Genomic DNA, 14284 nt, shown 5'->3' with positions numbered 1-14284 from the left:
GCGGAGCACGGTCTATTTCGCGAAATGCAGAGGAGGGGCCCGGGCATGTCTCGCACGCCAAATAAGCTTTCCTACGTTGGGTCGGTCGCTGTCGCGCTCGTGTTTGTCCTGTTTCTCGCAACATCCGGTGGCTGCGCAAGTACGTACCCCAAGCGCAATCCGGTCGGCGAGAATTTTCCCTCGGTGGTCGGCGAGTCGCTGGCCAAGGAGCGAACGGCAATACCCGAGTCCTTCCGCGGTCGGCCGGCAGTACTGCTAATCGGCTTCAAGCAGTCGGCGCAGTTTGATATCGACCGCTGGCTCATGGGATTGCTCCAGGCCGAGGTCGATGCGCGGATCGTCGAGGTGCCCACGATCCCGGCGATCGTCCCTACGATGTTCTCGGGATGGATCGACGAGGGCATGCGCGGCGGAATCCCCCGCGAGGACTGGCCGGCGGTGGTCACGCTCTACGGCTCGGCGGCCCATCCCGTGGCCAAGCTCACGGGAACAAAGCAGGGGCAGGTCGCGCGCGTGATTGTGCTCGATGCCGAAGGCAAGATCGTCTGGTTCGACGACGAGGGCTACGCCCCTCGAAAGGCCATGCAGGTAGCGGAAGTTGTCGAGAGACTTGATGGATAAGAGCGCGAAGTGGCATCCCGGGAATGGGGGTGTCGAATCAGCATTCCGTGTGTCGCGCTGAATCGCCAGATCACTTGGCCAACGATCGGTAGTAATCGATCGCCCGCCTCAGCCCTTCTTCAAAGGACACGACCGACGCATAGTTGAGGAGGCGCTTCGCCAGGCTGATGTCCGCACAGGAATGCATGACGTCGCCGGGGCGGCGGGGGGCGTAGACCGGCCGGACGTCGGTGCCCAGGGCGCGGTTGATCGTCGCGATCACGTCGTTGACGCTGATGGACCCGCCACAAGCCACGTTCACGGTTTCGCCGCGCGTCTTCTCCGCCTCCATGGCCAGCAGGTTGCCGTGCACGACGTTGGCGATGTAGGTGAAATCGCGCGTCTGGGATCCGTCGCCGTAGACGGTGGGGGCCTCACCGCGAAGGATGGCGGTGACGAAAGCCGGAATGGCGGCTGCGTACTGGCTCTGCGGATCCTGCCGCTCGCCGAAGACGTTGAAGTACCGCAGCGAAATGGTCTCCAATCCAAAGCAGTCGCTGAAGACGCGGGCGTAGTACTCGGCCGTGAGCTTCTGCACGGCGTAGGGGCTTAGCGGATTGGTGGGGAGGTCCTCACGCTTCGGCGAGACTTCGGCATCGCCGTAGGCCGAGCTGCTCGCCGCGTAAATCAGCCGGCGAACGTTGCACTGCCGGGCGGCACGCAGCAGGTTGAACGTGCCGTCGATGTTCACGTCGTGGCTGGGCTGCGGGTCGTCGATGGACTTGGGTACGGAGGGGATTGCCCCGATGTGGAAAACGAACTCCACATCCGAGCAGGCCACGAGGCAGTCGTGGGCATCGCGCAGGTCGGATTCGTGTACTTCCACCCGTCCGCCCAGGTGCGACAAATTGTGACGGTGTCCCGTCGAGAAGTTGTCCATGATGCGCACCTGGTGGCCGCGCTCCACGAGGGCGGTCGCCACGTGTGAACCGATGAATCCTGCACCGCCGGTGACCAGTACTTGTGACAAAATGGATGCTCCCTCGCGCGATCAGGCCGACCAGGTGGCCCGGCAGGTTGATTCGAAACCGAACACGCCCCGGAGGCGTACTGTCGGCGGCGGTCCTGGGCCTGTTCCGGTTTTATCGGCTACCTTTCCAACGGATCGCGAACCCGATCGGTTCGGGAATCTACGTTCCTGGATACCCGGGCGCGCCAGCCTCTGTCTCCCGGATGGCACGTCATCTCCGGGCCCACGCCGAGGTTGCCTGACCGGGATGCGTTGACGGGCGGGTCCCGGTGCCGATAACGTAACCCCAGCTCCCGGACGCGGTTGTGTGGCGACGGCGCAGGAATGCGGGACGGTATCAGGGAAAACCCCGTGACGCGCGATCACTTGGGCATCTTGTTCTTGCTGGTGGGACTCGCTCCAGCGGCATGCACGCCGAAACCGGACCAGACCCTCGATCCGGGTGAGCGGCAGATGATGAGTCTGCTCCTGCCCACGCGTATCGAGATCGTGGAGCCCTTTACCAGCGTTCGGCGGTTCGGGGAGGCGGAGGAGCCTCGCGGCGTTGAGTTGCTGCTTCAGGCGGTCAACGCGCTCGATAACCCCGGCCTGATGATCGTGGGACGAGTCCGCGTCGAGCTTTTCGACTACGTAAAGGCCAGTGCGGAGCCAAAGGGAAGGCGGCTGGATTACTGGAATATTGAGCTGGCCACGACGGAGCAGCAGCGGCTCTACTGGGACAGCATTACGCAGATGTACCGTTTCCGGCTGGCGCTCGATCCCGCGGCGATTCCGCCTGCCGAGAAGTATCTGCTGTCGGTCACTTATGTCCCGCCGCTGGGTGAGATTTTGACCGACGAGTGCGTCATTCAAGCCCGAGAGGATCGCGGCGCGACGGGTATGGGCCGGGAAATACCGGTCGTGAGCCGATGAACTGCTGCGGGGGTTCTCGCTGAATCAGGTCCTTTGGAGCAACGATGATGAACATCGGGAATGGCTGGAAAGTAGGCTTGATCCTCATGGCTGCGGGCCTCCTGGGCGGGTGTCGCCAGGATCCGCTCACACGCGAGCGCTTCTCCCAGGTTCACCAGAACGCCTCCACGCAGGCGGAGGTTCGTGCGACGATCGGGGAGCCCTCGGCCGTGCTCGGCGACCGCTGGATTTACGAACGTCCGGAAGATCACCTGATCGTGTTCGTCGATTTTGACCAGGAAGGCCGGGTCGCTCGCAAGCAGTGGGTTGACGGGGTCACCGGGGAATGGCACGACACCAAGGACGCGGCCGGCGGTTCGCACCCCTAGGCGGCGCGGGCCGACAGGCGCCGCGCGGTCGAAACACCGGATACGACCGAGAAAAACGCGGCAGCCGGTTCGGGATTGTGGTACTGTTAAGACTGCGTGAATCCCGCCACGCCAGTTGAAGTTCCGGCGAGAGGCTGATAGACTCCCCGTCGGCATGTTCCGATGCATTTGTGCGTTGGGACAGGCGATCCCGCATTAGAACAATCCGTTCCAAGATTACTTGTCGACGGGCAGTTGAACGTCGGTTCTTGGAGAATCGTCGGGGGTCGCCGTACATCATTGGGCTGGTGCGGGTGCACCAAGAATCGCGCCGCATTCTGAAAGGATGTCGCCCGGCGCGGACGCAGAGCTCTGAAGGACGGTCAATCATATGGCGCAGCTTAGCAATGTTCGCAACATCGGCATCTCGGCACACATCGACTCGGGGAAGACGACGCTGACCGAGCGCATCTTGTTCTACGCCGGCCGCATTCACCGCATGCAGGAGGTCAAGGGCAAGGACGGCGGCGCGACCATGGACTTCATGGAGCTCGAGCGTGAGCGGGGCATCACGATCACCTCCGCCGCAACGACCATCCAATGGCGGGAGAAACAGATCAACATCATCGATACGCCCGGTCACGTGGACTTCACGGTGGAAGTGGAGCGTTCGCTTCGCGTGCTCGACGGTGCGGTGCTCGTGCTCTGCGCCGTGGGAGGCGTGCAGTCGCAATCGATCACCGTCGATCGCCAGATGCGTCGCTACCGTGTGCCGCGCATCGCATTCATCAACAAGCTCGACCGCGTCGGTGCCGACCCGCACCGCGTGATCTCCGAACTGGAGACCAAGCTCGGTCACGTGGCCGTGCCCATGCAGCTTCCGATCGGACTCGAAGCCAACCTCAAGGGTGTCATTGATCTGGTCCGTATGCAGGCCGTCCACTTCGAGGGTAAATCCGGCGAGACCGTTCGCCGCGCGGCGATTCCCGAGGACATGCAGGAAGAAGCGGCGCGTGCCCGCGCCGGTATGCTCGACACGCTGTCGCTGTACGACGACCAGCTCATGGAGATCATGCTGGAATCCGGCGAGCCGACGCCGGAGCAGATCATCAAATCGGTGCGCCAGGCAACGCTTGCACGTGAAATCACCCCCGTGTTCCTGGGCAGCGCCTACCACAATAAGGGTGTGCAGGAGTTGATGGACGCCATCACGCATTACCTGCCTTCGCCCATCGATCGTGTGGCTTTTGCGTGGGACAACGCCAATGACGGGGCGGAGGTGACGATTACCGCCGATACCGACGGCCCGCTCGTGGCGATGGCGTTCAAGATCGTGGACGAACCCTTCGGACAAGTGACCTATACGCGCGTTTACCAGGGCAAGATGGAACGCGGGAAGCTCTACAAGATCGTGCGTAACGGTAACAGCCAGCGCGTCGGGCGCATCTACCGCTTGCACGCCAACAAGCGTGAGGACATCGACACGGCCCAGGCCGGCGACATCGTCGGCGTGCTGGGCATCGACTGCGTTTCGGGCGATACACTATGTCACCCCGACGTCAACATCTCGCTGGAGAGCATGCACTGCCCCGAGCCGGTGATCTCCATTTCCGTCAAGCCCGAGCGCAATGCCGACCGCGACGCCATGTCCAAGGCCTTGAACCGGTTCTGCAAGGAAGATCCGACGTTCCACGTCCGCCAGGACGAAGAGACCGGCGAGACGATTCTCTCGGGCATGGGCGAACTCCATCTCGATGTCTACGTTGAGCGCATGCGCCGTGAGTACAAGGCGAGTGTCATCGTCGGACAGCCCAAGGTGCAATACCGCGAATCGCCGATGACCGAAACCAAGTACGACTACAAGCACAAGAAGCAGACCGGTGGTTCCGGACAGTACGCCCACGTCGTGGGCCGGTTGGAGCCGCTTCCGCCGGACAGTGAGAAGGAATACGAATTCGAGAACAAGGTAACCGGCGGGCGCATTCCCACCGAGTACATTCCGTCGGTCGACAAGGGATTCCAGATGGCCCGCTCCCAAGGGCCGCTGGCCGGGTTCGAAGTCGTCGGCGTGAAGATGATTCTCGAAGACGGCTCGTCGCACGCGGTGGACTCGTCCGACCTGGCCTTCCAGATCTGCGCCCGCGCCGCCTTCCGCGAAGCCATCCGAAGCGCCAAGCCCGCGCTTCTCGAACCGATCATGAAGGTCGAAGTCGAGGTCCCCACGGAATTTCAGGGCAACGTCGTCGGCGACATTTCGTCGCGGCGGGGCATCATTTCCGGGACGGAGATCAAGGGACCGGCCACGATCGTTCTCGCGGAAGTTCCGCTGGCGAACATGTTCGGTTACTCGACGGAGCTTCGCTCCATGACGCAAGGCCGGGCGACGTTCTCGATGGAATTCGCCTGCTACCGTCGTACTCCGGGCAACATCCAGGAAGAGATCATTGCCAACGCCCGCAAGGACAAGGACCGTGACGGTGCCGTGGCCGGGAAGAAGTAGTCCGGCGGCAGCATTCTAAATCAGCTCGCGCAGCTTGCGCTTGAGGATTTTTCCCGTCGGACCGATGGGCAGGTCTTCACGGATTTCAATGCGCTTGGGGACTTTGAAGCCCGCGAGGATTTTCCGCGCGGCCGTCCGGAGGCTCTCTTCGGAGAGCTCTGCGCCGGGCTTCGGTATCACGAACGCGACGGGGGCCTCGCCGCGAAGATCGTCCGGCACGCCAATCACCGCCACCTGGGCGACGCCATCCTGAGCTTCCAAGGCAGCTTCAATCTCGCGCGGGAATACGTTCTCGCCGCCGATGATGAGCATCTCCTTGGCCCTTCCGGTGATGTACAGCCGACCGGCATCATCGAGCCGGCCGACGTCGCCAGTCCGAAACCAGCCGTCGGAACTCAGGACGGCGCGGGTGTCTTCGGGACGGCGGAAGTAACTCTTCATCACGCTGGGGCCGCGAATCTGAATCTCGCCGTTCTGACCAGCGCCCGACAATTGCCCGTCGGCATCGACGATACGCACCTCGACATTGCAAAGCGGTCGCCCGACAGACCGCGGATCGTCCTCGTCGGACATCGCCACGGAAACGACCGGCGAGGTCTCCGTCAGTCCGTAGCCCTGCCGGATGGGAACACCAAAGCGCTCCAGGAACGCCTGTCGGACGGCGTCGGGCAAGGGTTCGCCGCCGCTGATGGCCAGCCGCACCGAGCGAAATGTCTCCGGCGTCGCCGATTTCATGCGCAGCAGCGCGGCGTACATGCTCGGAATGGCCAGGATGACGGTAATGTCGTGCGCCGGAATCGCGCGAACCACCGCCGCCGGGCTGAAGCGGGGGATCGCGTGTACGGGCGCCGTCAGCGCCAGCGGAACCAGCACGTTGGCCGTCAGCCCGAATACATGGAAAGGCGGCAGAATGTTGAGAAAACGCTGTCGAGGGTCGATTTCCAGTGATGCAATCGCCCCCATGCAATTGCCGTGGAGATTGCCTTGGGTGAGTTCGACACCCTTGGCCAGGCCGGTCGTGCCCGACGTGTACAAGAGGACGGCCGTGTCATCGCCTGCGACGTCCGGGGCGCGGGGAATTCGACGAAAGTAGGAGAAGAACATCGCCCGCTTCAGGGGGAGGTCTTCCAGGAAGAGCGGCTTCGCAGGCAGCTTCCCGGCAAGCTCGGCGAAATGACGAACGGTAATGATCAGGTTGAGGTCGGCGTCCTCCACGATCGGCGCGAGTTCGTCGGGCTGCAGCAGGAAATTGAAGGGGACGGCTACACGCCGCGCCCAGAGAATACCCATTAACGCGGCAGGAAAAGCCGTGGAGGCCGGCAGAATAACGCCCACCCGCTCGGAGCCGGTCCGCCGTTCTACCGTGTCCCGAACAACCAGAGCGAGATTGCGCAGGGCGCGAAAAGTCAATGCCCGCGTGCCGTCGCTGACCGCCACGACGGACGGCGCCCGGCGGGCGGCTTCCAGCATCAGGTCAACCAACATTTACGACCCTCGATCGACAATCACAACGGGCCGAGCGTAGGCGCGGTGGCGCTTCTTGTCCACAAGCCGCCCCAAGGGCCTGCAGACTCTTCCACTGCGCTGCTGCTTGCCTCCCGCCACCACCAATGATCTGGAAGGACCGAAAATAACCACGTTGGCCGGCGCTCGACGGTTGTTCACTGTCTCATATCGAGTCAGGCGGCTAATCGCCCCCTTTCCCCTGGCCGATAGACCCCTACGGGGTGTCCCGTCCGCTTGTACGATCGCCGAACAGCGTTGCACCCGGAGGCCGACGACATGCCAGCCACGGAACCCACACGCGCATTGCCGCCCGAGAGATTACAGGAACTTCGCGCCTGCTTCGCCGCCGAGCGGGAGCTGCGCCGCGGCGTCTGCCTACTCAATGCGGGACGATATGAGGAAGCGCAATCATCCTTCCGCCGCGCACAATCGCTGCGCCCGTACGAAGCGCCGCTTGATTCGGTTCCGAAAATGTTAGCGGCATGTCTTGTGGGACGGGGAAAGTTCGCTGCCGCGGCCGAGGCCCTGTCTGATCCGCAGGAAGAATCCCCGTCCAACAGCAGAGTCATTCGGCACGCCTATGCGTTGTGGAAATCCGGCGGGCGCGAGGAGTCGATCCTCGCGCTGCGCGGCGCCGTGGCTCGCGATCCCGAGTCAGCCGAACTGCATTTCCAGTTGGGGACGCTGCTGACGGAACTCGGCGATTACGAGGAGGCGGCGCTTCGATTCGAGCAGGTGCTGAGCATTCACCGGGATAACGCCGACGCCCTGGTGAGCCTGGCCATGTGCCGCGGCGTTCAAAACGATCCGAAGGCGGCGCTCGCGAGCCTTCAGCGTGCGCAGCAGCTTCGTCCCGGCGATACCGAAATCGCCATGCTGCTGGCTCAGGCCGCCAGCGCTGTTCAGCAGGCGGGCCGTCCCGTACATATCCACGCCACCATGCCCGCGCCGGAGACCGATGACGAGCGAACGATCGAGTCACTTTCCGCGATCACCGCCGGGGAGCCGGAGTTCGTGGATGCCTTCTTGTCGCTCTCCCTGGAAGGCGTTGACGAGGAGGTATTCAGCGTCCTGCTGAAGACGCTCGAGCGCGCGCTGGAGCGCCAGCCCGAGCACGCCGAGCTGCACTTCCATTGCGCCCAGGTGCTCCGGCGTCTGGGCCGCGAGCCGGAAGCCATCGAGGCGCACGAGCGCGCCGTTGCGTTGAATCCGCGGTTCACGCGCGCACTGATTGAGCTGGGGCGTCTCTACGAGAAAACGAACCGTGCCGACGACGCCGTCGCAAGGTTGAAGGAGGCGCTCGCGGCCGGCGCGGAGTACGCCGACGTCTATTATTTGCTGGGCAATCTTTATCGCGATGCCGGGCAGGAGGAAAACGCCCGAAACGCATATGCCAGGGCACTTTCCATTAACGCGAACTACCGTGACGCCCGGGAGGCTTTGGCGGCGCTTACCGCCTGAGTGAAGAAGGAACCATGTCCTGCCTGCTAGAGATACTCGGTCGCGGGTTGCCTGATGGAATCCGCACGGCATTCGGCGACCTGCTGTGCGAAACCGGTGCCGCCGCCGTCGCGCAGCTTGAAGCCCGGAGCGAACATGGAGCGCTGCCGATCGACGACCTTCGTCGCCTGGCCCTTCGCCGACTGGCGGCCCGAGAGCTTGGACCCGCCCGGGAGGTCTTCAACGCTGCCTTGGACATCGAGCCTTTCGACCGCGTTTCCCGGATCGGGCTGGCGTGCACGCTGGACGAACTCGGGCTGACGCGCGACGCAGCCGAACACCTCCAGACCGTTCTCGAGAGACACGAACAGCAGTCTTCGACCTGGTTTGCACTCGGCTTCTGCCAGGAGAAACTGGGCGAGACGAGCGAGGCGATGGCCTCCTACACCGCCGCCATCGATCTGGATGACGAGCTGATTGCCGCGCACGAGCGCCTTGCGGCCATCCATATTCGTCTTGACAACGTCGAAGCCGCCATTCCCCATTACGAGGCCATTTGCACCCTTTGTCCCGATGACAGCGCCCTGGGGCTCAACCTGGCGAATTTGTATCTCCGGGCCGAGCGCTACGAAGATGCCATCTGTCAGTTCCAGCTGGCCCTCCTGGGCGATCCTGGAAACTGGGAAGCGCAGGATGATTTCCTCACCGCCTGCGCCGAATCAGGTCGGTATGAGGAAGCGATCGGCTTGCTCGAGGAGGCTATCCAGCGCGGACCCGAGCGAGCGGACCACCATTTGCGTCTCGGCGATCTCTACCGTGCGGTCGGTGACGACGGCTCCGCGCTGGAATCGTACAACCGCGCGATGGAACTCCACCCGGACAACCTGGAAGCCATTGTGCGATTCGGGACGACACATCTGCGGGGCGGCAATTACGAGGGGGCCGCGCAGGCGTTCAGCAGGGCCATCGAGGTCAACGATCGCCTGCTCACGGCGTATGTCGGACTGGCCATCGCGCAGCGCGCCGCCGGACGTGACGAGGCTGCAAAAGCCAGCTTTGAATCCGCCGCGGAAGTCGAGCCCAACAGCACCATGCTGTTCGGCGAGACGGCCCGGATGTACCTGTCCGTTTCGGCGGCGCGACGGGAGCAACACTATCTCTCCCCGGAGGGCATGGCCGCCGGCGACGAGTCCGATCCGGCCGACGATGTCGTGGACATGGTCCAGCGACAGATCGACGTGCTTCGCGCGGCGGTCGCTCGGCATCCTCACCATGCCGACCTGCGTTATCGCCTCGGACTTCTGCTCCGCTACGGTCGCGACCTGCGCGGCGCGGAGGTGGAGCTCGAGAAGGCGGTTCTGATCAATCCCCACTACCTCAAGGCCTTGATCAAGCTGGGAATGGTCCGCCGGGATCTTGGTGATACGGACGGGGCGATCGAGGCCTTTCGACGCGCACTGTCAATCGATACGGAGTCTGTGGAACTTCATTACCAACTGGGCCTGCTGTACGCCGATCGCCACCAATTCCAGATGGCCGCCGAACGGTTCGAATGCGCCCTGTCCGACAATCCCTCCCGTCAGGATATTCTGGCCAATCTGGCGTTGTGCCTGGATGACATGGGACTCGTCGACCGAGCCCAGGCGACCTGGCGATTTCTTGAAATGCAGAGCGAAACCGGGCCGGTCAGCCCGGGACCCGGTGCCTAGGGACGGCGCTGGGAAAGGCTCTCCGCGAAGCGCTCCAATTCCGCGTTCCTGCCCGAGGCTTGGAGCTTCCCCGCAACGTCCACGACCAGGAACGTCGGCGCAACGATGGGGACATCGATGCCGTCGATGGTTACCTTGTTGATCTTCACGCACTGGGGGAACGGCGTCTTGAACGACTTCATCGCGTTATCGATCTTCTTGCGGTCTCTGTCGACGGATATGCCCAGGACTTTCAGGTTGTGCTGAAAGTACCACGTGAAAATCCGCAGCATACGAGGGGTATCCCCCAGCGATTTGGAGACATCGGCCGACCAGAAGTGCATGACGATCGCGTTTCCCTCGAGATCCGACGTGCGGATCGTCTCTCCTGAGGACGTGACAAACTCGCCGTAGAACGGCTTGTTGAGGCCCAGTGCCTTGAGTAAGGACTCCTGAGCGTCAATGACCTCCGGTGTGGGACCCACTTTCTCCCCGAACCGCCCCAGCGACTGTCCAGCGCCCGCGAGATCCCCGGAATCGATCTGCGTCTTGATGAGCGCCGCGTAGATCTCCGGATTCCGATTGGAGGCCGGGTATTCGCGCAAATAGGCCTCGTACCGGGCGATCAGGCCCCGTTCCCGCTCACTCTCCGGCGTCTTCTTTCGAAGCGAATCCAGTTCATAAGCGCGCAATCCGTAGAAGGCGTTTTCCGCATCCAACTTCGGACTGGGTTCGTTCGTCGCGATCTTTGTCGTCAGCTCAATGAGCGCGTCCAGGGCGGATTCATCTTCCGGAGCGAGTTCGGCCAGGGCGGCAAGCTTGATCATCAGCACGTCGTTACGCTGCGCAGCGTAGGGCCAGCGCTTGAGAAATGCATCGGTCAGATCGACTTTCCGCCAGTTGCGCCGCGTGATTTCCGCTGCTCGTTCCTCGTCGCTGAGGTCCTCCGGGACCTGACTGTCCAGCTCTTGCAGGAGCCTCACCACCGTCCCTTCCGTGGCCGAGGGGGGAAGCTCGACCGGCTGGCGCTGGTCGGCGCGGGTCACCGCGCCGAAGGCCATGACGAGATTCGCAATGACGACGCACAGCAATGTCCTGCCGCGAAGACTCATTACTTTCGTATCACCTGACGGAAAAATGCACTTGCCGCTTACCATGACGCTACCTTTCTTGGTCGTCCTTGTTGCGTTGCATGCCGCCGTTTCGCGGTCGCAGCACGCAATACGGGCGATTCTCCACCCCTTGCCGATCCTCCATCTTGGCAAATCGGCAGCGTGACCGTCAAGCTATCCCCAAGAGGCGACCCGCAAATGTCGTCACGAAGGCGCAACTACCGCCGAATGGCCGACCGTCCGTCGTGCGATGGGCACATCGGCGGCCGGACTGCAGCGGTCGTTCCCGTCTCAGGGGATCAGCACGACTTTGCCCTGAACCGCCCGTGATTCAATGTAACGATGGGCCTCGGCGGCCTCCTCGAGCGGATACCGACGATCGACGAAGGCGCGGATCTTGCGATCGCGCATCAGGTCCAACGCTCGCCGCAGCCCTTCCATGCTTCCCATAAATGAGCCGATGATCTGGTGCTGGCGAAAGAACAACTGGCGGATATCAAGCTCGGTTTTCATCCCGCCGACCAGCCCGAAGTTGACCAGTTTCCCGCCGGTCCGCAGCGAACGCAGGTTGTCCTCGAAAACGCTGGCGCCGACGTTGTCGATCACGACGTCCACACCAACGCCGTCCGTCCAGTCCAGTACCTCATCTGCGAAGTTCTTCCGGCGGTAGTTGATAACCAGTTCGGCGCCCGATTGGCGGCAGATCTCGATTTTCTCGTCCGAGCCCACCGTTGCAGCAACGCGCGCTCCCAGAGCGGCGGCGACCTGCACGCATGCGTTTCCGCTCCCGGACGCGCCCGCCTGCACCAGGACGTGCATGTCCGCGGTCACTCGCCCCAAACGTTCGACGGCGTTCATCGCGGTCATCAGAACGAGCGGCATCGCGGCCACCTCTTCCGACGGGAGTCCGGTGTCATTGCGGAGGAGGAATCGCGTTGGCACGCGAATGTACTCGGCGTTTCCACCCCAGGTGTGGGTTCCAGTCACTTCGAAACTCGGAGCCGCGTTTTCCGGCTCGACGCCCCAGTCCACGGGATCGATCGGGTATCCCGGTGCCACAACGACGGCATCTCCGGCTTGCCACGGTCCGGCGTCGGGCCCGAGCGATACGATGGTTCCGGCTACATCGGCTCCCATCACGTGGGGAAACGCGATGTCCTGAAAAATCGCCCCCATTCGCAGGTACAGGTCGTAGCGATTGATTCCACAGGCCGCGACGCGCACGACCGCCTCGCCCTCGCCGGGCTTCGGGTCGGGCACATCCTCGTAGCGGAACACGTCAGGCTTGCCGAATTCGTGAATGACTGCTGCTTTCATGATTCCCGTTCCTGGCCTGCGGTGTCGATTCCCTTCCGGTCGACGTCGGGCAACCGCCTGCATCGACCGCCGAGATCAACGCCACGTTGCCCTAAAGCATCCTGCCGATTCAAACCGCATTCGACGCCCCACCCGAATCGGACGGCGGATGCGGTCAATCTCTGCGCCGGCTGCGTTCTTTGATTGTCCGAGGCTGCATTATATCGGACTGGACTCCGGTTTCGACACAATTGCCGCCCATCCGCCCGACCCCGGTCCTGGCTGAACATCGCACTTGCCAAATGTGTGGCGGAAGGAGATTCCGTCACGATGGTTTCCGGTAGTCTGATTGTCCCTCGGGAGAGCGCGGCCCAACGGCCTGTGCAGCGTCGATGGGCGATCGCACTGGCTCTGGGCACAATGGTCCTGCTGATCTACGGTTCGCTCTTGCCGCTTCAATTCGATTATGGCCACGCGGAAGGGCTATGGCGCGGCAACCTGACGCCGCTCAGCCTGCATCGCCCAACCCTTGAAGACCTCGTCGTCAACGTGCTCGTGTATGTCCCGCTGGGGTTCTTTGGAGGACTGGCTCTGCGCCGGCACGAGGCTCGCTGCGGCAGGGTACCTGTCCTGTTGTGCGTCGTCTCGCTGGCGGTCCTCTTGAGCCTCACGCTCGAGTGCCTTCAGGCTTTCGTTCCCGCCCGCGTTCCGTCCTGGGTTGATGTGTTCCTGAACGCGATGGGAGGCGCCGTTGGCGCGACGATCGCCTTGGTCGTACGGGAATTCTCCCGGCGGGATGATGGGCGCTTGCCCGAGCACCTCAAACGTCGTCCCATGGCGAGCACAGCCGTCGTGCTGAGTGTCGGGTTGCTCCTCTGGAACCTCGCCCCGTTCGACTTCGTACTGCGAACCTCCGGCATAGCCGAGTCTTTTTTGCACGCCCACTGGTCGGTGATTCCTCAACTTCCTGTGACGAGCATGTCCCGTTTGGTTTCACTCCTGGTACCCGAGTTGGACGGCGCCGTCTGGTTTGCTGTCCTGGCCTACATTGTTGTCTTGGCTTGCAGGGAAACCGGCCGAACGCCGCAATCGGCCGTTCTCTGGAGTATCCAGCACGGCCTGATACTCGCCGTTCTGATCGAATTCCTCCAGCTCTTCACGAGGTCGCATGTATTCGAGGTGTCGGCGATCGTCGTTCGTGTCCCCGCGTCCGTAATCGGAGCCGCCGCAGCCGCGTATGTCGTGTGCGGTCAGAATCGTCTGTCCCAACGGTACAACGTGCATCGCGCGCCGACAGGGTTGCTGATGCTCCTGTTGCTGTATCAGCCCTATCGGCTTGTGGTCTTTGCGCTGTCCCCGGTCGAGGGTGCCGTCGTCGCGAACAGAGTGGTGAACTTTATTCCCTTTTATGCGTTGTGGCGAGAACCGGCAGTCAGCGCCGCTTTGGAGATCGCCGGAGTGATCCTTTCATTCGGGACGTTTGCACTCGTGCTCGGCATGGTGCTTGTACGCATCCACGCGCGCTATCCCTGGGCCAAAACGGTCGCCGTGGTAACGATGGCCGCGCTGGTGCTCGAGTCCCTTCAAACTATCGTACCCGGCCGCACGCCCGATCCCTCCGTCGCCATCCTGGCATTGAGCACGACGATCGCCATCGGCGCGGTCGGCCGCCGGGCGATGCCCGCGGCCGCAGCATCGCCGATGATCTGATCGCGCCGCGGAGACTCGGAGCTGCTGATTGGCTCCGCGACCCTCTGGCCGTCATTTCAGTGCGACCCGAAACTCCATTCCGGTGTGCTGCCCTTTTCGGCACCTCTGTCCGGCGGTATGCTTCATCCAATAGCATCTACCAT

The 14284-nt window shown here is 62.8% G+C and carries 11 protein-coding genes; 7 read left to right on the top strand and 4 right to left on the bottom strand.

The genetic code is table 11. The features are described 5' to 3' along the window. Positions 1-45: 45 nt before the first annotated feature. Positions 46-621, top strand: a complete 576-nt coding sequence (locus J5J06_03610; protein MCO6436154.1) for a hypothetical protein — start codon at positions 46-48, stop codon at positions 619-621. A 70-nt stretch (positions 622-691) separates the two neighbouring features. Here J5J06_03610 and J5J06_03605 read toward each other — a convergent pair whose 3' ends face one another. Next, positions 692-1630 (bottom strand): SDR family oxidoreductase, encoded by a 939-nt coding sequence (locus J5J06_03605; GenBank protein MCO6436153.1) that lies wholly within the window; start codon positions 1628-1630, stop codon positions 692-694. 351 nt (positions 1631-1981) lie between these two features. Here J5J06_03605 and J5J06_03600 point away from each other — a divergent pair, with 351 nt between their 5' ends. The 3 genes from J5J06_03600 to J5J06_03590 all read left to right on the top strand — a co-directional run bounded on the left by J5J06_03600 (position 1982) and on the right by J5J06_03590 (position 5389). Next, entirely contained in the window at positions 1982-2542 is a 561-nt protein-coding gene (locus J5J06_03600; GenBank protein MCO6436152.1) for a hypothetical protein, read from the top strand. Positions 2543-2586: 44 nt separating this feature from the next. Beyond that, complete coding sequence (locus J5J06_03595; GenBank protein ID MCO6436151.1) at positions 2587-2910, top strand: hypothetical protein; 324 nt, start codon at positions 2587-2589, stop codon at positions 2908-2910. 370 nt (positions 2911-3280) lie between these two features. Next, the gene (locus tag J5J06_03590; GenBank protein ID MCO6436150.1) at positions 3281-5389 is read left to right on the top strand and encodes an elongation factor G; all 2109 of its coding nucleotides are present in this window, start codon (positions 3281-3283) and stop codon (positions 5387-5389) included. 15 nt (positions 5390-5404) lie between these two features. Here J5J06_03590 and J5J06_03585 read toward each other — a convergent pair whose 3' ends face one another. Continuing rightward, entirely contained in the window at positions 5405-6874 is a 1470-nt protein-coding gene (locus J5J06_03585; GenBank protein MCO6436149.1) for an AMP-binding protein, read from the bottom strand. A gap of 297 nt (positions 6875-7171) precedes the next feature. Here J5J06_03585 and J5J06_03580 point away from each other — a divergent pair, with 297 nt between their 5' ends. Continuing rightward, positions 7172-8356, top strand: coding sequence for a tetratricopeptide repeat protein (locus tag J5J06_03580; GenBank protein ID MCO6436148.1), 1185 nt, complete (start codon positions 7172-7174; stop codon positions 8354-8356). Positions 8357-8370: 14 nt separating this feature from the next. Continuing rightward, a complete protein-coding gene (locus J5J06_03575; protein ID MCO6436147.1) occupies positions 8371-10044 on the top strand; it encodes a tetratricopeptide repeat protein in 1674 nt (557 codons plus the stop codon). On the opposite strand, the gene J5J06_03570 is transcribed toward J5J06_03575, so the two are convergent. Together J5J06_03570 and J5J06_03565 are read right to left on the bottom strand one after the other, a co-directional pair. Continuing rightward, positions 10041-11135 (bottom strand): redoxin domain-containing protein, encoded by a 1095-nt coding sequence (locus tag J5J06_03570; protein ID MCO6436146.1) that lies wholly within the window; start codon positions 11133-11135, stop codon positions 10041-10043. The genes J5J06_03575 and J5J06_03570 overlap by 4 nt on opposite strands. A 291-nt stretch (positions 11136-11426) precedes the next feature. Further along, positions 11427-12452 carry a zinc-binding dehydrogenase gene (locus tag J5J06_03565; GenBank protein ID MCO6436145.1) on the bottom strand — a complete coding sequence of 342 codons (1026 nt, stop codon included), beginning with the start codon at positions 12450-12452 and terminating at the stop codon, positions 11427-11429. Between the two features lie 309 nt (positions 12453-12761). Here J5J06_03565 and J5J06_03560 point away from each other — a divergent pair, with 309 nt between their 5' ends. Next, positions 12762-14141 (top strand): VanZ family protein, encoded by a 1380-nt coding sequence (locus tag J5J06_03560; protein MCO6436144.1) that lies wholly within the window; start codon positions 12762-12764, stop codon positions 14139-14141. Positions 14142-14284 lie beyond the last annotated feature (143 nt).

The organism is Phycisphaerae bacterium (assembly GCA_024102815.1).
Classification (GTDB): Bacteria; Planctomycetota; Phycisphaerae; order UBA1845; family UBA1845; genus JAGFJJ01.
This window is presented reverse-complemented; position numbering and strand designations above follow the sequence as displayed.

Coding starts and splice junctions, on each gene's coding strand:
- J5J06_03610 (MCO6436154.1), top strand. CDS start 46: ATGTCTCGCACGCCAAATAAGCTTTCCTACGTTGGGTCGGTCGCTGTC.
- J5J06_03595 (MCO6436151.1), top strand. CDS start 2,587: ATGATGAACATCGGGAATGGCTGGAAAGTAGGCTTGATCCTCATGGCT.
- J5J06_03590 (MCO6436150.1), top strand. CDS start 3,281: ATGGCGCAGCTTAGCAATGTTCGCAACATCGGCATCTCGGCACACATC.
- J5J06_03585 (MCO6436149.1), bottom strand. CDS start 6,874: ATGTTGGTTGACCTGATGCTGGAAGCCGCCCGCCGGGCGCCGTCCGTC.
- J5J06_03580 (MCO6436148.1), top strand. CDS start 7,172: ATGCCAGCCACGGAACCCACACGCGCATTGCCGCCCGAGAGATTACAG.
- J5J06_03575 (MCO6436147.1), top strand. CDS start 8,371: ATGTCCTGCCTGCTAGAGATACTCGGTCGCGGGTTGCCTGATGGAATC.
- J5J06_03570 (MCO6436146.1), bottom strand. CDS start 11,135: ATGAGTCTTCGCGGCAGGACATTGCTGTGCGTCGTCATTGCGAATCTC.
- J5J06_03565 (MCO6436145.1), bottom strand. CDS start 12,452: ATGAAAGCAGCAGTCATTCACGAATTCGGCAAGCCTGACGTGTTCCGC.
- J5J06_03560 (MCO6436144.1), top strand. CDS start 12,762: ATGGTTTCCGGTAGTCTGATTGTCCCTCGGGAGAGCGCGGCCCAACGG.